This is a genomic window from Streptomyces sp. NPDC102270, assembly GCF_044766405.1.
In the GTDB taxonomy this organism is placed as follows: Bacteria; Actinomycetota; Actinomycetes; order Streptomycetales; family Streptomycetaceae; genus Streptomyces.
Map to the genome: position 1 here is coordinate 156138 of NZ_JBIWLX010000019.1, position 18572 is coordinate 174709.

An 18572-nucleotide genomic window follows, 5' to 3' on the forward strand; every position below is an offset into this window, starting at 1 on the left:
GAGAGATAGCAGGGCAATCCCCGGCCGGGCAAGGTGCACGCCGTGGAATCCCCCTTCAGGTCGGTGATCATCGACCGTAGATTTCCGGCATGACGACAACCGACTCGCTCACCGTGAACCCCGTCCTGCGCGTCGCCCCCGCCGCCCCGGCCGAGGCCGCCGCCCACTTCCGCGCCGGCCTCGCCTTCCACGCCGACGTGTCCGACGTCGCCGCAGCGCTCGCCGCCGACGGCGACCCCGGCTTCGTGGTCCTCGACTCCCGCTCCACCGCCGCCTGGGACCAGGGCCACATCCCGGGCGCGGTCCACCTGCCCACCGCCCTCATCCCCGAGCAGGCCGAACAGTTCCTGGACCGGTCCGTGCCCGTCGTGACGTACTGCTGGGGCCCGGGCTGCAACGGCGCCACCCGTGCCGCACTCGCCCTCGCCGAACTCGGCTACCGGGTCAAGGAGATGCTCGGCGGTTTCGAGTACTGGGTGCGCGAGGGCTTCGCGTTCGAGACCTGGCAGGGCCGCGAGCGGCGGGCCGCCGACACGTTGACCGCGCCGGCCGACTCGCAGGACTGCGGCTGCTGAGTTCCGGAGACCGACGTGGGGTTCCTGTGCAGGTGCAACCTCGAGGTTCCGGTGCGTGTAGGTTCTGGCCCATGGTGCGATACGCGGAGCCGGGCGCGGTGGAGTGGGTGGAGTCGGGCGGCGGCCCGCTCATAGCGGTGCCGGAGACGGTGCTGCCCTTCTGGGCGGGTGCCGACGGCGACGAGACGGTCTCGGACTACGACCGGGCCTGCGAAGTCGACCGCACGGTGGGTCTGTTGCCGGTCGGCGACTCCGCCGCACTGGTCTTCGGGGACGAGCCCACCTCGACCTCCTACCTCGCCGACCACGACACCTTCGTACGGTGGTGCGCCGCCGACTCCGAGGAAGAACTCCTCGCCGCGGTCCCCGCCGCGCTCGCCAACGCCGTCTGGGAGGACGAGGTGAGCTGGACGGTACCCGGCCCGGTCGTCCTCTTCGACGCGGCCTGGCCCGGCAACGAGTCGGCCGACACCGACCACTTGAAGGTCTCGCTCGCCCCCGGCCGGTACGCGATACGCGCCGCCAATGTGCGGCCCGGGCCGGAGACCTGGCTGGGTCTTGTTCAGCTGCGGCGGCTGTCGAACTGACGGCTGCGGCCGGTGACCGACCCGGATCACGGGTCCGAGTCGGTCACCTGAGCCCGAGCGTCAGAGCTGCGCCAGCTCGTCCACCAGGTCGTCCAGTCCCAACGAGCCCTGCGACAGCGCCGCCATGTGCCAGGCCTTGAGGTCGAAGGCGTCGCCGTGCCGTTCGCGGGCCTTCTCCCGGCCCAGCAGCCAGGCCCGCTCGCCGAGCTTGTAACCGATCGCCTGGCCGGGGATCGTGAGATAGCGGGTCAGCTCGCTCTCCACGAAGTCCGCCGGCCGGCTGCTGTGCGCGCCGAAGAACTCCTGCGCCAGCTCGGGGGTCCAGCGCTCGCCCGGGTGGAACGGAGAGTCCGCCGGGATCTCCAGTTCCAGATGCATGCCGATGTCGACGATGACCCGGGCGGCCCGCATCATCTGGGCGTCGAGATAGCCGAGCCGCTGCTCCGCGTCCGTCAGGAAGCCGAGCTCGTCCATCAGCCGCTCCGCGTACAGCGCCCAGCCCTCGGCGTTGGCGCTGACCCCGCCCACCGCCGCCTGGTAGCGGGAGAGGTTCTCCGCGACATGGGCCCACTGGGCGAGCTGGAGATGATGGCCCGGCACGCCCTCGTGGTACCAGGTCGAGACGAGGTCGTAGATCGGGAAGCGGGTCTGGCCCATGGTCGGCAGCCAGGTGCGGCCGGGGCGTGAGAAGTCCTCCGAGGGGGGCGTGTAGTACGGGGCGGCCGCGCCGCCGGGTGGGGCGATGCACGACTCCACCCTCCGCACCCGCTCGGCGAGTTCGAAGTGGGTGCCGTCCAGCGAGTCGATCGCCTGGTCCATCAGGCCCTGGAGCCACTCGCGGACCTCGTCGACGCCGTCGATGTGCGTGCCGTGCTCGTCGAGGTGGGCCAGCGCCACCCACGGCGTCTCGGCGCCCGGCAGGATCTTCTCGGCCTCCTGCTTCATCTCGCCGAGCAGCCGGTGGTACTCGGACCAGCCGTACGCGTAGGCCTCGTCCAGATCGAGGTCCGTGCCGTTGAAGTAGCGGGCCCAGCGGGCGTACCGCTCCCGGCCCACGGTGTTCGGGGCACCCTCGATCGTCGGCGTGTACACGTCCCGCATCCAGTCGCGCAGCTCCACCACGGAGGTGGTCGCGGCGCGGGCGGCCTCGTCCAGCTCGGCGCGCAGCGACTCGGGGCCCGCCGAGACGAAGTCCTCGAACCAGCCACGGCCGTTGCCGTCGGTGTCCGCCCACTCGGTGAGCTGCTCGACGAAGGTGGCGGTCGGACGCGGCGCCGCGTACAGCTTGCGGTCCAGGCCGAGTTGGAGGGACTCGCGGTAGCCCGCGTACGCGGTCGGCACCGATCGCAGCCGCTCGGCGATCGCCGCCCAGTCCTCCTCCGTCTCGGTCGGGGTGACGGTGAAGATCTCACGGATCTCGTGCGCGGGCGTGGCCATGTTGCCGACCGCGCGCAGCCCCTCGTCGGCCTCGTGGACGGCGAGTTCGGCTGTCAGCCGCTCCCGCAGCAGTCGGCCGCACCGGCGCTCGATGTCGCTGTCCGCGCCGGGTTGCCGCTCGGCCTCGTCGAGCCTGGCGAGCGTGGTCCGCCGAAGCTCCGCGAGCGCCTCCTGGCCCGCCGGTGACGTGTCGGGCAGCTTGCTCGAACTCTCCTTCACACCCAGGTAGGTACCGGTGATCGGATCGAGGGCGATGAGCTCGTCGACGTAGGCGTCGGCGACCTGACGGGGCAGCGGGCTCTGAGTCTCAGACATGCGGTCCATCCTCATACGCGGACCTCGCGGGCGTCACCCCGATTCCGCTGTCGGCGTGGCCGGCGGAAGGAGCGGCCCGCAGTCCCACTGCTGGAAGATCAGCCGGGTCTCCACCCGGGCCACCTCACGCCGGGAGGTGAACCCGTCCAGCACCAGCCGCTGCAGATCCGTCATGTCCGCCACGGCCACATGCACGAGATAGTCGTCGGGGCCGGTCAGATGAAAGACGGTCCGCGACTCCGGCAGTGCCCGGATCCGCTCCACGAACGGCCCGACCAGCTCCCGCCGGTGCGGCCTCACCTGCACCGAAAGGAGCGCCTCCAGACCCCGGCCCAGCTTGGCCGGATCCAGCCGCAGTTGATGTCCGAGGATGACGCCCGAGCGGCGCAGCCGGGTCACCCGGTCCAGACAGGTCGACGGTGCGACACCGACCTGGGCGGCGAGATCGCGGTAGGTGGTCCGGGCGTCGTTCTGCAGCAGCCGCAGCAGATGCAGGTCCACCGGGTCCAGTACGACAGATTCGGCCATCGGCCGAACGTAGCACGGGCTTGGCCCCGAGAACGCCGGTCGGTGTTCACCCTTGCGGGCATGGACTCAGCGCGCACCGCCACCGCCTCTCGTACGCCGCTCAGAGCACTGGCCACCGAGGCCGTCCACGCCGGCCGCGACGACCTCGCCCGCCAGGGACTGCACACCCCGCCCATCGACCTGTCGACGACCTACCCGTCCTACGACAGCCGCGGCGAGGCCGCCCGCATCGACGCCTTCGCCGCCACCGGCGCCGAGCCGGAGGGCCCGCCGGTGTACGGACGCCTCGGCAACCCGACCGTCGCCCGCTTCGAGACCGCCCTGGCCCGCCTGGAGAACACCGAGGCCGCGGTCGCCTTCGCCAGCGGCATGGCAGCGCTCACGGCGGTCCTCCTCGTACGGGCCTCCCTGGGCCTGCGCCACGTGGTGGCCGTACGCCCCCTGTACGGCTGCAGCGACCACCTCCTGAGCGCCGGACTCCTCGGCACCGAGGTCACCTGGACCGACCCGGCGGGCGTCGCCGACGCGCTGCGCCCGGACACCGGCCTGGTCCTGGTCGAGTCCCCGGCCAACCCCACCCTCGCCGAGATCGACCTGCGGGCCCTGGCCCACTCCTGCGGCTCCGTGCCCCTCCTCGCGGACAACACCTTCGCCACGCCGGTGCTCCAGCGTCCCGCGGAGCTCGGTGCCCGCCTGGTGCTGCACAGTGCCACCAAGTACCTCGGCGGCCACGGGGACGTGATGGCGGGGGTGGTGGCCTGCGACGAGGAGTTCGCCGGGCACCTGCGGCAGGTCCGTTTCGCCACGGGGGGCGTCCTGCATCCGCTGGCCGGCTACCTCCTGCTGCGCGGTCTCGCCACTCTTCCGGTACGGGTACGGGCGGCGTCCGCGAACGCCGCCGAACTCGCCTGCCGCCTGGCGGCCGACCCGCGCGTCACCCGGGTCCACTACCCGCGCATCGGCGGCGCGATGATCGCCTTCGAGGTGGCCGGCGACCCGCACGGGGTGATCAGCCGGGTTCGCCTGATCACCCCGGCGGTGAGCCTGGGCAGTGTGGACAGCCTCATCCAGCATCCGGCTTCCATCAGCCACCGCATCGTGGACGCGGACGACCGCAGGGGTGCGGGCGTGGGCGACCGACTGCTCCGGCTGTCGGTGGGGCTGGAGGACGTCGAGGACCTGTGGGCGGATCTGGACGCGGCACTGGAGCGCCCGGTCAGGGACGCCGAGCTGTGTCGGCCTGCGGCTCGGCGACTCCCATAGCAGGCTCTGCCGCCTGCTGCGGGGCGATACGCGCGGTGATCACCAGGGTCCCCTCCTCGATCTGGTAGTCGAGGGGGAGTCCCAGCCCCCGCATCGCCGCGACCATCCCGGTGTTGGACGACTGGGTCACGGCGTACACACTCTCGCATCCGGCCTCGACAGCCAGCGCGACCAGCCGCTCCAGCAGCTCGTTCCCGATGCCCCGCCGCTGCCAGGCGTCCTCGACGAGCAGGGCCACCTCGGTCTCGTCGCCGTCCCACAGCAGATGCCCGAGTCCCACGATCCGCCCCGACGCGGTCTGCACGGCGAGGGTGCGGCCGAAACGAGGACTGAGCAGGTGGTTGAGATACCGGTCGGCGTCACCGACGGGCCCGTGGTACCGCATGGTGAGCGTCCGCGACGAGCACCGCTCGTGCATCGCCCGGGCCGCCTCCAGGTCACCGGTGTCGGCACGCCGGACGGTGATGTCCCGGCCTTCCGGCAGCGTCATCACGTCCTGGCTGCGCGGCACCCGCGGACCGAGCCGGGCGTCCAGCTCGACCAGGGCCCGGGCCCGGGCGAACTCCGTCGGTGTGAACGGCAGATGCGGCCGCTCCACGGTGATCACTCCGCCCTCCGGGGCCCGCAACCGCATCACGGTGTCCTCCAGAACCCCTTCCACGGGCACTCCCTGAGCCCCTCCCGTCGGGGTGGCCGGCAGGGACCGGATCGTGCTGCGGCCCAGCAACTGCCGCAACGCGAGCGGGAGTTCCGCCGCGTCCAACGCGGTGCGGGTGGCGAGGCCGAGTACCCGGGTCGGGGCGTCCACCAGATCGTGGGTGTCGGCCCGCTCGATCCAGGTGTCCGAGCCGCCGGCCCGCGCGACGGCCCGGGTGATCTCGGAGCCCTCCAGCGTGCCGGGGGCCCGCAGCAGGAACTCGTCGACCGTGCCCACCGCCAGCGGGTGGGTCTGCAGGCTGAGGATGTCGATCCGCTGCCCGGCGAGGACCGTGCACAGGGCGGCCAGCGAGCCCGGTTCGTCCTTGACCGTGGTGCGCATCCGCCACAGCGTGCTCTCCGTGACCACCGGGTCCGAGGTCACCGGCGGCCGGTCGGCAGGCCCGGCCCGCTCCCCCTCGGGCAGCGGCCGGGCGCCGGTATCACCCGTCGGAGGTGCGTGACCGTGGCGGCGTGCCCACCAGGTGTGGAAGCCCGCCGTGGCGGCCAGGGCCACCGCCGAGATCACCAGCAGCGCGGTGCCGTCGGGGCCGTGCCCGATCAGGTTCGCCACGGTGTCGGCCACCGCGACGGCCGTGAACAGGGCGGCGAGTTCGATGACGTCGCGCCGCCAGTGGTGCACGGGGCGACCGTGTTTCGCACGGGTCACATCAGACATGTCTCGAGTCATACAGCCACTGTGGAGGAACGGTGTTGCGTGATCACGAACGCATTGTGACTGATCGGTTAAGCGTGGTTCTGTGCTCTTTGTACCCTTTTCAACTTGTTCAGTCGCGAGTGACGTGGGCGAGAGGTCACTGGCCCACCCGGCCGGGCTGGAGCACCCGAGTGAACAGCACCGTGCCGTCCTGCTCGCGCAGACGTACCGTCAGCTCACCGCTGTGGCCGTCGATGTCGACCTCGCCGAAGAACTGGTAGCCGCCCGCGGGGGAGACGTTCGAGGCGGTCGGCGCCTTCACGAACACCCGCTCGGGGCCGAAGGTGCCGTCGAGCGCACTGGCCGGGAAGGCACCCGCGTTCAGCGGCCCCGACACGAACTCCCAGAACGGCTCGAAGTCGGTGAACACGGCCCGCGACGGCTGGTAGTGCTGGGCCGAGGTGTGGTGCACGTCGGCGGTCAGCCACACCGTGCCGGTGATCCGCCGGTGCTTGATGTACCGCAGCAGCTCCGCGATCTGCAGCTCACGTCCGAGCGGGGCGCCCGGATCGCCCTGCGCCACCGCCTCGATGTTCGCCCTGCCCTCCGTGGCGTCGGGCACGACCAGGCCGAGCGGCATGTCGGAGGCGATCACCTTCCACACGGCCCTTGAGCGCGACAGCTCCCGCTTGAGCCATTCCAGCTGCTCGCGGCCGAGGATGCCCTGCGGGTCCACGGTCTGGTCGTCGGGCGAGTTGGCGTTGCGGTACGTCCGCATGTCCAGCACGAACACGTCGAGCAGCGGCCCCTGCCGCAGCACCCGGTACACCCGGCCCTCCCGGGCACCCGGCCGCAGCGTGGAGACCGGGAAGTACTCGCTGAACGCGCGTCGCGCCCGGCCCGCGAGGACGTCGACGCTCTTTACGGTGTAGCGGGCGTCGGAGTCGAGGATCGTCTGGCCCGGGTACCAGTTGTTGCGCACCTCGTGGTCGTCCCACTGGATGACGGACGGCACCTGGGCGTTGAAGGCCCTGAGGTGGTGGTCGAGCAGGTTGTAGCGGAAGTTGCCGCGGAACTCGGCCAGGGTCTCGGCGACCTTGGACTTCTCCTCGGTGGTGATGTTCCGCCAGGTGCTGCCGTCCGGCAGGGAGGCGGTCGCCGCGATGGGGCCGTCGGCGTAGATGTTGTCGCCGCTGCACAGGAAGAAGTCCGGGTCGAGCTCGGCCATCGCCCGGTAGATCGTGTAGCCGCCGAAGTCCGGGTTGATGCCCCAGCCCTGCCCGGCGAGGTCGCCGGACCACAGGAACCGCACTCCGTCCCGGCGCTTGGGGGACACCGTGCGGAAGGTGCCGGCGACCGGCTCGCCGGTGCGTCGCGGGTCGTCCGGGTCGGCCAGCAGCACGCGGTAGTGGATCTGCTCGCCCGACGGCAGTCCGCGCAGCCGGGTCGTACCGGTGAAGTCGGTGTCCGCGCCGAGCAGCGGGCCGTGCCATCTGCGGGGATTGCGGAACGACTCCGTCGCGGAGGTCTCCACGATCATCCGGGCCGGACGGTCGGAACGCACCCACACCAGACCGGAGTCGGAGGTCACGTCTCCCGTCTGCACTCCCCAGCCCGCCCCGGGGCGCCCGGAGAGGGCGAAGGCGGGTGCGGCTCCGGACACCGCGGCGGGCAGGGTGAGGGCCGCCGACGCGGCCAGGGAGCCGCGCAGCACGCCGCGGCGGCCGGGGAACGGACGGTGTGACATGGAGGCGCCTCCAGGGACGGGATCCGGCCGGTGTTCGCTGCCACAACTACGGGGCCACCGCGGCGCACACGCGAACCCCAGGTGAACAACCGGCCGCGGTAACAAGGGAACCCGTGTGCCCGAGGGCGCGGCTCAGCCGCGGGCCGCCTCGGCCATCAGCCGTACGCCGTCCCGGATCCGCGTCGGGGACAGGTGCGCGTATCCCAGGACCAGCCGCACGCCTTTCTCGTCGTCGGGCTCGGCACGCGCGTGTGCGTAGTCCGTCAGCGGGCGGACGGCCACGCCCGCCGCGCCGAGGCGGGCGAGGAACGTCTCCTGGGGGCCGTACCGGTGTGGCAGCGCGGCGATGACATGCAGCCCCGCGGCGATCCCGGACACCTCCGTGCCGGGCAGGTGCTCGTCCAGCGCGGAGACCAGGGTGTCGCGCCGCTCCCGGTAGGCGCGCTGGCAGCGGCGCAGTTGGCGGTCGTAGTCGCCGCGCTCCACGAGGCGGGCGAACAGCGCCTGGTCGAGCGTGGGATGGCCGAGATCCATGGTCCGCTTGCGCTCGACGACCTCGTCGGCCAGCGTCTGCGGCACGAGCAGCCAGCCGAGCCGCAGCCCGGGAGCGAGGGACTTGCTGACCGATCCCGCGTAGGCGACACGGTCCGGATCGAGTCCCTGGAGCGCCCCCACGGGCGCCCGGTCGTAACGGAAGTCGCCGTCGTAGTCGTCCTCCACCACGAAGCCGTCGACGGAGCGCGCCCAGTCGAGCAGTTCCGTGCGCCGCCGCGCGGAGTAGGCGATGCCGGTGGGGAACTGGTGGGAGGGCGTCGTGACGACGGCGCGCACGCCCGAATCCCGCAGGGACCCGACGCAGATCCCGTCCTCGTCCAGCGATACGGGAACGGTGGTGACACCCGCCGCCGCGTACAGGGAGTCGTGCTGCGGGCTCCCGGGATCCTCCACGCCGACCGTCGGCAACCCGCGCGCGTGGAGCGCGAATCCGAGCAGCGTCGTCGCCTGGGCCACGCCGGAGACGACCACGATCCGCTCCGGATCGGCGACCACACCCCTGCGGCGCGTCAGCAGCTCGGCCAGCGCGGCGCGCAGGCGGGGCAGCCCGCGCGGATCGGGATAGCCCAGGTCCTGGTGCGGCAGCTCAGCCAGCACGCCCCGGTGGGCGGTGGCCCAGGCGGTGCGCGGGAACAACGACAGGTCGGGCGTCCCCGCGACGAAGTCCGTGCGGGTGCCCGCGGTGCGCGGGGCCAGGTCACGCGCGCGTGGCCGGGTGGCCCGCACGGCCCCGCCGACCCAGGTGCCGGCCCCACGGCCGCTGCGCAGATAGCCCTCCGCCGTCAGCTGCTCGTACGCCTCGGTGACGAGCCCGCGCGACACCCCGAGGTCGGCGGCCAGGTCCCGGCTCGACGGCAGCCGGGTCCCCGGCACGAGCCGCCCGGACCGGACCGCCTCCCTCAGCGCCGCCTGAAGGGAACGGCCACGCGTGCGTGCCGGCGCGGAGACGGCGGGCAGAAGCAGCTCCCAGGCGGCCGAGCCGACGCGGTCGTCCTGCGGCCGTTGCTGCGGATTGGTCCCCGATGACGTCATGTCACTGGACCTTAAACCGGTCCGCGGCACTTCCTAGCGTCGTCCCCATGAACGCCACCACCACGCGCGGCTCACTCCTCGCCGCGCTCGCCTGCGTCCTCGTCGGCGGGTCCTTCACCGCCAACAGCCTCCTCGGCGACTACCCGTACGCGGGCGGCCAGGCCCTGCGCTACGGCCTCGCCGCGCTGTTGCTGGTCCCCCTGGCCGCGAGCGGGGCCGCGGCACGGCTGCGCGCCCTCACGTCCCGCCAGTGGACACGTCTCGCGCTGCTCGCCGCCGTGGGCATGGTGGGCTTCAACCTCGCCGTCATCGCAGCCGAACGCACGGCGGAACCGGCCGTCCCCGGCGTCCTCGTGGGCTGTGCCCCCGTACTGGTGGCCGTCCTCGTCCCGCTGCTGGAAGGACGCCGGCCCCGACGCCGTGTCCTGCGGGGCGCGTTGTTCGTGGCCGTCGGCGCCTTCGCCGTCCAGGGCTGGGGCCGTACGGACGGGGCGGGCCTCGCCTTCTCGGTGTGCGCGCTGGCCGGCGAGGTCGGTTTCGCGGTGCTCGCCGTACCGGTACTGCGGCCCCTGGGACCACGGCTGCTGTCCGCCACCGTCTGCGCGGTCGCCGCCGTCGAGGCCGCGGTGGCCGGAATGCTCCTCGACGGCACCGCGTGGCTGCGCCGCCCCGACACCACCGAGACCGCCGCGCTGCTGTGGCAGGCGGCGGTCGTCACCGTCGTCGGCTTCGTGTGCTGGTACATGGGCATGCAGCGGATCGGCGCCGAGCGCGCCACGCTGTTCTCCGGCCTCATCCCGGTCGCGGCCGCCGCCACCGCACCCCTCGTCGGCACCGGCTCCTACGGCGCCGCCCAGGCCGTGGGCAGCGCCCTGGTCGGTGCCGGAGTCGCCCTCGGATCAGGGGCGCTGAGCCGCAGGCGGAAGGGCTCAGCGGCTGCCGTCGAGGATGACCCGCGCGACCAGGGCCGGGTCGTCGTTCATCGGGCAGTGGCCGCAGCCGGGCAGGCGCACGAGCCGGGCCCGGGGAATGATCTGCTTGGCCCGCACACCCTGCCGGCGTACGAGCACCCTGTCCCTGGTGCCCCAGGCGACCGTGACCGGCAGCCCCGGGACGTCGTCGCCGAACTGGACGGCGGTGCCGGCCCGGAGCGTCTCGTCGAACCCGGTGGCCTGCGCCAGGGCGAGCGTCTCGGCGACCACGGCCTCGGGTGAACGCCGGCCCGGGCGGGCGTAGATGGTGCTCGTGAGCAGCGTGCGGCCGGCCGCGCTGCGCGACAGCCGCTCGACCAGCGGCAGCGGCAGCCGCCGCGAGATGCGCCGCATCGTGAGCAGCACCCCGAACGCGTAGCGCCGCTCGGCCTGCGACCAGAACCCCGCGGGTGCCAGCGCGGTGACGGACCGCACGAGCTGTGCGCGGCCGAGCTCCAGGGCCAGCAGCCCGCCCAGGGAGTTGCCCGCCACGTGCGGGCGGTCCAGCTCAAGTGCCTCGCAGAATGCCCCGAACACGGACGTCGTGGTGGCCAGGTCGTACGACAGCCCTTCGGGCAGCCCCGGCGACGTGCCGAACCCGGGCAGGTCGACGGCGATCACGTCGTGCTCGGTCGCCAGGATGTCCACCACCGGGTCCCAGGCCTGCCGGTGGTGACCGATGCCGTGCAGCAGGAGCAGCGGCTCGCCGCGGCCCACGCGCGCGTAGGAGACGGTCACGGGCTGCGGCCCCTCGGGGGAGGGGACTTTGAAGGAGACGGTGGCGGACATGAGGGCTCCTTGACGGCGACTCACGGGGGCTGGGGCGGTGACGCACGGCGGACGCGCCGTAGACAGCTTGTCAGCAATTGCTACTGGCGGGTAGACCTCGCCGTCCCACGGGTCCGCCAAGCGCTCATAACCGCCTGGACACGACCCGGCGTCTGCGTTGGGATGAACCCGTGGCCACTGACACCGAGACCGATGTCTTCGAAGAGCACCGTCCCGTCCTCCTGGGCGTCGCCTACCGCATGCTCGGGCGCGTCGCCGACGCCGAGGACGTGGTGCAGGAAGCCTGGCTGCGCTGGTCGGCGGCCGACCGGAGCGAGGTGCGCGAACCGCGCGCCTATCTGGTCCGCGTCACCACGCGCCTGGCGATCGACCGGCTGCGCCAGGTCAAGGCGCGCGGCGAGACGTACGTCGGCCCCTGGCTGCCCGAGCCCTACGTGACCGACTTCGGGGACACCGTCCCCGACACCGCCGAGCAGGCCGTCCTCGCCGACTCGGTCTCGCTCGCGGTCCTGGTCGTCATGGAGTCGCTGTCACCGCTGGAACGGGCGGTGTTCGTCCTCAGGGAGGCCTTCGGGTACCCCTACGCCGACATCGCCGCCATGCTCGACCGCGCCGAACCCGCCGTACGGCAGCTCGCGGGGCGGGCCCGCAGGCACGTCGACGAACGACGGCCGCGCTACGACGTGGACCCGGCGCAGCGCCGCGCCCTGACGGAGCGTTTCCTCGCCGCCGCGGGCGGAGGCGACCTGGAGGGACTGATGTCGCTGCTCGCCCCGGACGTCCGGCTCGTCGGCGACAGCGGCGGCAAGGCCAAGGCGCCACTGCGGGTCCTGGAGTCGGCCGACCACGTGGGCCGCTTCATCGTCGGCGTCGCCAACAGGGGTGTCCCGGACTTCGGCTGGCGCTTCCTGGAGCTCAACGGCGGGCCCGCGGTGCTCGTCCTGTCGGGCGGAAAGCCCGACTCCGTCTTCCAGCTGGACATCCTGGACGGCCGTATCCAGTCCGTCTACATCATCCGCAACCCGGACAAGCTGCGCTCCCTGTCCGTTGTCTGACAGCCTCATGAACGCTGTGTGGCATCGCGTCCGCGCGGCCTGCAGGGGATCGAGGATTGGTCTTGACCAAGGGGGGGTGCCGCCCTATGGTCGCAGAGAAGTGCAACAACCTTTAATAAACAAGGGCGCTAAAACGCCGCCGGAACACGGCGATTGCGGAGGCAAGGGTGGGGACCACGCAGCTCGAATCGGTGCCGGAACCGAAGTACTGGCATCTCAAGACCGTGCTCAGTGAGGCATTGGACTCCGAATTCTCCGTGGGCGAGATCCTGCCCAACGAGCGCGACCTCGCCGCCCGTTTCGGCGTCGCCCGCGCCACGCTCCGCCAGGCCCTGGAGCAGCTGGAGCTGGAAGGCAGGCTGCAGCGCCGCCGCGGTGTCGGGACGACCGTCGCGCCGCCGCGGGTGGGCGTGGCCGTCGGTTCCGAGCAGCACGCCTGGCCCGGTGCGGCCGGGGACGACTGGCAGACCGTCGACTGCGCCGCCGCGGTGCCGCCCGCGTCCGTCGCGGACGCCCTCGGGACCGACCGCGCGCAGCCGGTGCACACCGTGCGCCGCTCCCGGATGACCCACGGCCAGCCCGTCGCGGCCGAACTGCTGTACATCCCCGAGGCGTCGGTGCCGGAGCTCTCCGCCATAGACGCGCCGTCGGGGGCGGCACGCGCGCGTGCCGTGCTGCGCGAACTGCAGCGCCTGGAGCTGGAGAGCCGGGAGAACGCCGTCGAACTCGGCTCGGCCCGCGCGGACGACGCGAAGGAACTGGACCGCCTGCCCGGCGCCCCGGTGCTCGTCGTCACCACCCGCTACCTGGCCGGGGGCCGCACCGCCGCGGTCTCGGTGGCCACCTACCGCGCGGACACCTGCCGGCTGACCTTCGGGGACTCCGGCGCGGTGGAGATCCACGAGAGCCCGGAACGCCAGGCCTCCTGAGCGATACGGCGGTGCCCCGAGCCTGAGCCCGGGGCACTGGACCGCTCACCGGACCGCTCAGCGCCGTGCCGTGACCGTGCCCTCCACGGCGAACAACTGCTCCTCCACATGGTCCAGGGCCAGTCGCAGCGCACCCGTGGCCACGGCCGCCTCGCCGAGCAGCGACAGGGCGACCTTCGGCGGACGCAGGCAGTAGCGGGCCAACTCGCGCCGCAGCGGCTCCAGTACGCCGTCCAGGCCGGCCGCCCAGCCGCCGACCACGACGAGTTCCGGGTCGAGGGCCAGGACGAGCGCGGCCACGTCGTGGACGAGTCGCTGGATGAAACGGTCCACGGCCGCCCGGGCCCGCTGGTCGCCCTCGCGCGCCTGCGCGAAGACCTCGGCGACGGCCTGCTCGTCGAGCGGGTGCAAGGGCTCGTCGGTGGTGGACAGCAGCGTCTCCGGGCTGACCTCGCTGCCCAGCAGATGCAGCGCGCCGATCTCCCCGGCCGCCCCGCCGTACCCCCGGTGCAGCCGCCCGCCGATCAGTGAACCCGCCCCCGGGCTCAGCCCGGCCAGCACGAAGACCACGTCGTCGGACTCGGTGGCGGAGCCCTTCCAGTGCTCGGCGACCGCGGCCGCGTTGGCGTCGTTCTCGACCAGCACCGGGCACTTGAAGGAACGGCTGAGCCGCTCGCCGAGCCGCAGGCCCGTCCAGCCGGGCAGCGCCGCGCACAGCCGTATGGTGCCGTCCGCCTCCACGATGCCCGGCGAGGCGACGCCCACGGCCCACAGGGAGTCGCGCGCGACGCCGGCCCGGCGCAGCAGTTCGGCGACCGCGGTGCGCAGCCGCTCCAGGCGCTCGTCGGCAGAGGCCGTCTCGTCGACGTCCTTGGCGACGGCGCCGAGCACCCGGCCGTCGAGGTCGGACAGGAGCGCGGCGACCCGGTGCGGCCCGATGTCGAGCCCCAGCAGATGTCCGGCCTCGGCCCGGAACCGGAACCGTCGCGCGGGCCGTCCCTGTCGTCGGGCGACGCTCTCGTCCGCCGCCTTCTCGACCACCAGGCCGCCCTCGATGAGCCCCTCGACGACCCCTTCGACCGTCGGCCGGGACAGGCCCGTCACCCGGGTGATCTCGGTCAGCGTCGCGCAGTCCGTGGCACGCAGGGCATGCAGCACCACCGCGGAATTGATCCTTCGCAGGAGCGAGGGGTCCCCGCCGGTCAGTCGCCCCAACGTCCGTCCTCCCAGCTCGTGCGCGTGTTGGGCGGATCGTACTCGGCCCAACGCCCCGTCGGCAGTGCCGGGCCGGGAGATACGTCACACGCCCCGGCGGGGCGCTCGGCTCAGCCCGGCGCCACGAACCCCGACTCGTACGCCGCGATCACCGCCTGGGTGCGGTCCCGCGCCCCCAGCTTCGCCAGGACGGCGCTGACGTGCGACTTCACGGTCTCGGTGCCGACGACCAGCCGCGCGGCGATCTCCGCGTTGGACAGACCGCGCGCCATCAGCCGCAGCACCTCGGCCTCCCGCTCGGTCAGCCGCGCCCGCTCCATCGCGGCCCGGGCCGCCCGGTTGCCGCCCTCGTCGCCGTACTGGGCGGCCAGCTGTCGTACCGAGGCGGGGAACAGCAGCGACTCGCCCTCGGCGACCAGCCGCACGGCGTGCACGATCTCGGCCGGCCGGGCCCGCTTCAGCAGGAACCCGTCGGCACCGGCCCGCAGCGCCTCGTACACGTACTCGTCGTTCTCGAACGTCGTCACCACCAGGATCTTCGGCGGCTCCTCGACCGTCCGCAGCACCGCGCGCGTGGCCTCGATGCCGTCCAGCAGGGGCATCCGTACGTCCATGGCGACCACGTCGGGCCGCAGCTGCCGTACGAGGGGGATCACCGCCGCCCCGTCGGCCGCCTCGCCGACGACCTCGATGTCGGGCTGCGCCTCCAGCACCGCCCGCAGACCGGCGCGGACCAGGGGTTCGTCGTCGACGAGGAGAACGGTGACCGGCATTCCGCCAGCGTAGATCAGCGCAGCGGCAGCTCGGCATGCACCTGCCAGTCACCTCGGTCGGGTCCGGTGTGCGCGTGGCCGCCGAGCAGGGCCGCACGCTCGCGTATGCCGCGCAGCCCGCTGCCCCGCCCGGGGCCTGGTACGTCGGCCGTCAGCGGATTGCGGACCTCCAGGGCGAGGGTTCCGCCGGTGACCTCGACACGGACCCGGACCGGGACGCCCCCGGCATGCCGCAGCACATTGGTCAGCGCCTCCTGGAGGATCCGGTAACCCTCGCGGGAGACCGGCCCGGGCACGGTGTCCACCGGCCCGGTCAGTTCGGCGTCCACCTTCGCGCCGGACGCGCGCGCGGACTCCACGAGCCGGCCGGCGTCCGTCAGTGTCGGGCGGCTGGTCGCGGGCCGCTCGGACTCGCGCAGGATGCCGAGGACCCGCTCCAGATCCTCCAGCGCGGCCCGGCCGGTCTCCTCGATGGCGTCCAGGGCACGGTCCGTGAAGGCCGGATCACCGGCCGCCCGGGCGGCGCCCGCCTGGACGACGGCGACGGTCAGGGCGTGCCCGATCGAGTCGTGCAGCTCACGCGCGATACGGGTGCGCTCCAGGAGCTGCTCGGTGCGTTCCTCCATGGCGGCCAGGCGCTCGGCGGGGGAGGGGCCGAGCAGCCGGAGTGCGAGCGCGGTGATCAGACGGCCCGAGCCGGCCACGGTCGCCGCCAGCGCGGCCAGGGACAGGGGCGCGAGCAGGACGTGCCACCAGTGGTGGCCGCCGAGGAGGATCAGCACGCCCTCGTCGACGTCCTGGCCGAAGGCGGACGCCACCAGGTCCACGGCGCTGATGAGCAGTTGCACGGTGAGCATCGCCGTCGCGTTGCCCAGCAGCAGCCGCGCCTCCAGCCACAGGAGGAGCCGCCACCGGTCGCTCCAGGACGCCGACGGTGCGACGACGATGTCGAGGCTCTCGCCGTCGTCCCGGTGTCCGGTCAGCAGCAGCCTCGCCTGCAGCCCCTCCACGGTGCGCATCGCGGGCACCAGAGCGGCGGGCGCGAGCGTCGCGGCCGCCAACGGCCAGATCCACCACGCCTCCTCGACGAACAGCCACATGGCCGGCCACACGACGGCGACGAACAGATGCAGCCATCGTGTGTACGTCACCGCCCGGCCGAACGGGCGCAGCAAGCGGACCATGCGGTCATCGTGCCAGCCGCGTCCGACAACGACCCTCCCCCGCACGGGGGAGTCGATCTCCACGCGCGGGGGAGGCACCGCCCCCGCGCCACCGGCCAGGCTGCTGCCATGACCAGCATCGAAGTCCAGGCCCTCACCAAGGAGTTCGGCACCCGACGAGCCGTGGACGACGTCACCTTCCGCGTCCTGCCCGGCCGTGTCACCGGTTTCCTCGGCCCCAACGGCGCCGGAAAGTCCACCACCATGCGGCTCGTCCTCGGCCTCGACCGCCCGACCTCCGGCACGGCCACGATCGGCGGCCGCGCCTACGGCACACTCGACGAGCCCCTGCGTCACGTCGGCGCCCTGCTCGACGCCCAGGCCGCGCACGGCTCCCGTACCGGCCGCGATCACCTGCGCACGCTGGCCGCGAGCAACCGCATCCCCGACGGCCGGGTCGACGAGGTGCTGGAGCAGACGGGGCTGGCCCCGGTCGCGAGGCGCCGGCTCAAGACGTACTCCCTGGGCATGCGGCAGCGGCTCGGCATCGCGGCCGCCCTCCTCGGCGACCCCCGTGTGGTCATGCTCGACGAGCCCTCGAACGGCCTCGACCCCGAAGGCATCGTCTGGATCCGCGAGTTGCTGCGCCGGCTGGCCGGAGAGGGCCGCACGGTGCTGGTCTCCAGCCACCTCATGAACGAGACCGCGTCCTTCGCCGACCACCTCGTCGTCCTGGGCCGGGGGCGCCTGCTCGCCGACACACCGATGCGGGAGTTCATCCACGCACGCGTGCAGCCCGGCGTCCGTATCCGCACGAGCGACCCGACCGCCCTCAAGAGCGCCCTCGCGCGGCACGGTCATGACGCCGAGCAACACGAGGACGGGCACTGGACCGTCCAGCACGCGCGCGTGGACGAGATCGGCGCCCTCGTCTCCGCCGCGGGCGTCCCCCTCCTCGAACTGGCCGCGGAGGAAGGCACCTTGGAGCAGGCCTATTTCGACCTCACCTCCACCGAAACCGAGTTCACCGCACAGCCCCAGGAGGCCTGACATGTCCTTCACCGCCGTTCTGCACTCCGAGTGGCTGAAGATCCGTACGCTGCGCTCGCTCCTCGGCGCCCTGCTCACCCTGTTCTCCGCGACCACCGCGTTCTCCGCGATCGCCGGAGCCTCGGAGATCTCGGACCCCGAGTTCGACCCGCTGTTCATGGCGCTGTCCGGGGTTGCGCCCGGCCAGATCGCGGCCATCTCCTTCGGCGCGCTGGCGGTGTCGTCGGAGTTCCACGGGGGTGGGCTCCGGCTGTCGCTGGCCGCGGTGCCGCGCCGGGGGCGGTGGTTCGCGGCGAAGGCGACGGCCGTCGCCGTACCCACCCTCCTGGTCGGCCTGGTGACCGCCTGCGCCGCCCTCGTCGTGGCACGGGCCGGGCTGGGCGAGGCGGCGAGCGGCCTCAGCACCGGTGAACAGGTACGCGGTGTCGTCGGCTGCGGGATCTACCTCACCCTGATGGCGCTGCTGGCGGCCGGTCTCACGGCAGCGCTGCGCAGTGGGGTGGCGGCGCTCTCGCTCCTGATCCCGTTCGTTCTGGTCGTCTCGTTCGTGATCGGCGATGTGGCCGGTGGTGCCACGGCCTTCATGCCGGACCGGGCGGGACAGATCGTCCTGTACGAGACGCACGAGGGCCCGCTGGGACCGTGGACGGGACTCGCCGTGACCGCGGCCTGGGCCGCCGCCGCCCTGGCCGCGGGGGCCTGGCGGGTGCGACACCGGGACGCCTGACCACAAGTCGCCTGACGCCCCGCCAATTGTCAGTGGCGGCCGGTTTACTGGATCACATGGACAGTGCGAAGTACCTCGCCGCGATCGACTCGCTGTGCGCCCGCGACCTGACCGCGGCGGACGGCGAGCCGGTTCCCTACGGGGCGGGACCCGGCTACCGCATCGAGTCGTTAGCGGTGAGCCACGGGACCCGGACCGGTGACGCGACGCGGCGCATGGCGGCCGTGGCGGACTTCTACGCCCTGAAGAGCGCCATAGCGCAGCAGTTGGACGACCGCTGGGGCAGGCAGCAGCCGCTCTGGGGGATGGGCACGCTCCGGGTGCACGGCGAGCGGGGCGACGAGATACCCGAACCCTGGGCCACGGCGAGTTCCGTGGCGGACGACCTGGACCTCTGGCAGCCCCCGGGCTCGGACCGCTGGATCGCCCTCGGCGTGGGCTACCGGGACGACACCGACGAGGTCCACGTCCTCGCCGTGGCCTCGGACATTGACCCGGTGTGACCCG

Annotated in this window: 17 protein-coding genes and 1 pseudogene; 9 read left to right on the forward strand and 9 right to left on the reverse strand. The window is 72.9% G+C overall.

Features of this window, described 5'->3' with window-relative positions; translation table 11 throughout:
- The first annotated feature begins 89 nt into the window (after window positions 1-89).
- On the forward strand, window positions 90-575 hold the full coding sequence (locus ACIRP7_RS34795) for a rhodanese-like domain-containing protein (protein WP_403667626.1): 486 nt from the start codon (window positions 90-92) through the stop codon (window positions 573-575).
- Between the two features lie 71 nt (window positions 576-646).
- On the forward strand, window positions 647-1162 hold the full coding sequence (locus tag ACIRP7_RS34800; protein WP_403667628.1) for an immunity 21 family protein: 516 nt from the start codon (window positions 647-649) through the stop codon (window positions 1160-1162).
- Between the two features lie 60 nt (window positions 1163-1222).
- On the opposite strand, the gene ACIRP7_RS34805 is transcribed toward ACIRP7_RS34800, so the two are convergent.
- The gene (locus ACIRP7_RS34805; RefSeq protein WP_403667631.1) at window positions 1223-2914 is read right to left on the reverse strand and encodes a DUF885 domain-containing protein; all 1692 of its coding nucleotides are present in this window, start codon (window positions 2912-2914) and stop codon (window positions 1223-1225) included.
- Between the two features lie 33 nt (window positions 2915-2947).
- Complete coding sequence (locus tag ACIRP7_RS34810) at window positions 2948-3442, reverse strand: Lrp/AsnC family transcriptional regulator (RefSeq protein WP_403667634.1); 495 nt, start codon at window positions 3440-3442, stop codon at window positions 2948-2950.
- Window positions 3443-3502: 60 nt separating this feature from the next.
- Between ACIRP7_RS34810 and ACIRP7_RS34815 the strand changes: the two genes are divergently transcribed.
- Complete coding sequence (locus ACIRP7_RS34815; RefSeq protein WP_403667636.1) at window positions 3503-4705, forward strand: trans-sulfuration enzyme family protein; 1203 nt, start codon at window positions 3503-3505, stop codon at window positions 4703-4705.
- Here ACIRP7_RS34815 and ACIRP7_RS34820 read toward each other — a convergent pair.
- From ACIRP7_RS34820 to ACIRP7_RS34830, 3 genes are all read right to left on the reverse strand, one after another.
- On the reverse strand, window positions 4659-6080 hold the full coding sequence (locus ACIRP7_RS34820) for a GNAT family N-acetyltransferase (protein WP_403667638.1): 1422 nt from the start codon (window positions 6078-6080) through the stop codon (window positions 4659-4661). The genes ACIRP7_RS34815 and ACIRP7_RS34820 overlap by 47 nt on opposite strands.
- Window positions 6081-6216: 136 nt before the next feature.
- Window positions 6217-7806: an alkaline phosphatase D family protein gene (locus ACIRP7_RS34825; RefSeq protein WP_403667641.1), complete on the reverse strand. Its 1590-nt coding sequence runs from the start codon at window positions 7804-7806 to the stop codon at window positions 6217-6219.
- 132 nt (window positions 7807-7938) lie between these two features.
- Entirely contained in the window at window positions 7939-9393 is a 1455-nt protein-coding gene (locus ACIRP7_RS34830) for a PLP-dependent aminotransferase family protein (protein ID WP_403667644.1), read from the reverse strand.
- Window positions 9394-9440: 47 nt separating this feature from the next.
- Between ACIRP7_RS34830 and ACIRP7_RS34835 the strand changes: the two are divergent.
- A pseudogene (locus ACIRP7_RS34835) lies at window positions 9441-10229 on the forward strand (EamA family transporter); the annotation flags it as partial.
- Window positions 10230-10322: 93 nt separating this feature from the next.
- Here the strand turns inward: ACIRP7_RS34835 and ACIRP7_RS34840 are convergent.
- A complete protein-coding gene (locus ACIRP7_RS34840; RefSeq protein WP_403667647.1) occupies window positions 10323-11153 on the reverse strand; it encodes an alpha/beta fold hydrolase in 831 nt (276 codons plus the stop codon).
- A 170-nt stretch (window positions 11154-11323) separates the two neighbouring features.
- Here ACIRP7_RS34840 and ACIRP7_RS34845 point away from each other — a divergent pair, with 170 nt between their 5' ends.
- Both ACIRP7_RS34845 and ACIRP7_RS34850 read left to right on the forward strand, forming a co-directional pair.
- Window positions 11324-12208: an RNA polymerase sigma-70 factor gene (locus tag ACIRP7_RS34845; RefSeq protein WP_403667650.1), complete on the forward strand. Its 885-nt coding sequence runs from the start codon at window positions 11324-11326 to the stop codon at window positions 12206-12208.
- A 167-nt stretch (window positions 12209-12375) separates the two neighbouring features.
- Window positions 12376-13137, forward strand: coding sequence for a GntR family transcriptional regulator (locus ACIRP7_RS34850; RefSeq protein ID WP_403667653.1), 762 nt, complete (start codon window positions 12376-12378; stop codon window positions 13135-13137).
- A gap of 57 nt (window positions 13138-13194) precedes the next feature.
- Here ACIRP7_RS34850 and ACIRP7_RS34855 read toward each other — a convergent pair whose 3' ends face one another.
- The 3 genes from ACIRP7_RS34855 to ACIRP7_RS34865 form a co-directional block, all read right to left on the reverse strand.
- Entirely contained in the window at window positions 13195-14352 is a 1158-nt protein-coding gene (locus ACIRP7_RS34855; RefSeq protein WP_403667655.1) for an ROK family transcriptional regulator, read from the reverse strand.
- 110 nt (window positions 14353-14462) lie between these two features.
- The gene (locus ACIRP7_RS34860; protein WP_403667658.1) at window positions 14463-15125 is read right to left on the reverse strand and encodes a response regulator; all 663 of its coding nucleotides are present in this window, start codon (window positions 15123-15125) and stop codon (window positions 14463-14465) included.
- 14 nt (window positions 15126-15139) lie between these two features.
- Entirely contained in the window at window positions 15140-16309 is a 1170-nt protein-coding gene (locus tag ACIRP7_RS34865; protein ID WP_403667661.1) for a sensor histidine kinase, read from the reverse strand.
- A 108-nt stretch (window positions 16310-16417) separates the two neighbouring features.
- Here ACIRP7_RS34865 and ACIRP7_RS34870 point away from each other — a divergent pair, with 108 nt between their 5' ends.
- Genes ACIRP7_RS34870 through ACIRP7_RS34880 form a run of 3 tightly spaced genes read left to right on the forward strand, consistent with a single transcriptional unit; the run spans window position 16418 to window position 18568 of the window.
- Window positions 16418-17338: an ABC transporter ATP-binding protein gene (locus ACIRP7_RS34870; RefSeq protein WP_403667664.1), complete on the forward strand. Its 921-nt coding sequence runs from the start codon at window positions 16418-16420 to the stop codon at window positions 17336-17338.
- A 1-nt stretch (window position 17339) separates the two neighbouring features.
- Complete coding sequence (locus tag ACIRP7_RS34875; protein ID WP_403667666.1) at window positions 17340-18065, forward strand: ABC transporter permease; 726 nt, start codon at window positions 17340-17342, stop codon at window positions 18063-18065.
- Between the two features lie 56 nt (window positions 18066-18121).
- Window positions 18122-18568, forward strand: coding sequence for a hypothetical protein (locus tag ACIRP7_RS34880; protein ID WP_403667669.1), 447 nt, complete (start codon window positions 18122-18124; stop codon window positions 18566-18568).
- The last annotated feature ends 4 nt before the right edge of the window (window positions 18569-18572 follow it).

Bases quoted from the DNA above. Each gene is read 5' to 3' on its own strand.
- ACIRP7_RS34795 (WP_403667626.1), top strand. From the start codon at position 90: ATGACGACAACCGACTCGCTCACCGTGAACCCCGTCCTGCGCGTCGCC.
- ACIRP7_RS34800 (WP_403667628.1), top strand. From the start codon at position 647: ATGGTGCGATACGCGGAGCCGGGCGCGGTGGAGTGGGTGGAGTCGGGC.
- ACIRP7_RS34805 (WP_403667631.1), bottom strand. From the start codon at position 2,914: ATGTCTGAGACTCAGAGCCCGCTGCCCCGTCAGGTCGCCGACGCCTAC.
- ACIRP7_RS34810 (WP_403667634.1), bottom strand. From the start codon at position 3,442: ATGGCCGAATCTGTCGTACTGGACCCGGTGGACCTGCATCTGCTGCGG.
- ACIRP7_RS34815 (WP_403667636.1), top strand. From the start codon at position 3,503: ATGGACTCAGCGCGCACCGCCACCGCCTCTCGTACGCCGCTCAGAGCA.
- ACIRP7_RS34820 (WP_403667638.1), bottom strand. From the start codon at position 6,080: ATGTCTGATGTGACCCGTGCGAAACACGGTCGCCCCGTGCACCACTGG.
- ACIRP7_RS34825 (WP_403667641.1), bottom strand. From the start codon at position 7,806: ATGTCACACCGTCCGTTCCCCGGCCGCCGCGGCGTGCTGCGCGGCTCC.
- ACIRP7_RS34830 (WP_403667644.1), bottom strand. From the start codon at position 9,393: ATGACGTCATCGGGGACCAATCCGCAGCAACGGCCGCAGGACGACCGC.
- ACIRP7_RS34840 (WP_403667647.1), bottom strand. From the start codon at position 11,153: ATGTCCGCCACCGTCTCCTTCAAAGTCCCCTCCCCCGAGGGGCCGCAG.
- ACIRP7_RS34860 (WP_403667658.1), bottom strand. From the start codon at position 15,125: ATGCCGGTCACCGTTCTCCTCGTCGACGACGAACCCCTGGTCCGCGCC.
- ACIRP7_RS34865 (WP_403667661.1), bottom strand. From the start codon at position 16,309: ATGGTCCGCTTGCTGCGCCCGTTCGGCCGGGCGGTGACGTACACACGA.
- ACIRP7_RS34870 (WP_403667664.1), top strand. From the start codon at position 16,418: ATGACCAGCATCGAAGTCCAGGCCCTCACCAAGGAGTTCGGCACCCGA.
- ACIRP7_RS34875 (WP_403667666.1), top strand. From the start codon at position 17,340: ATGTCCTTCACCGCCGTTCTGCACTCCGAGTGGCTGAAGATCCGTACG.
- ACIRP7_RS34880 (WP_403667669.1), top strand. From the start codon at position 18,122: ATGGACAGTGCGAAGTACCTCGCCGCGATCGACTCGCTGTGCGCCCGC.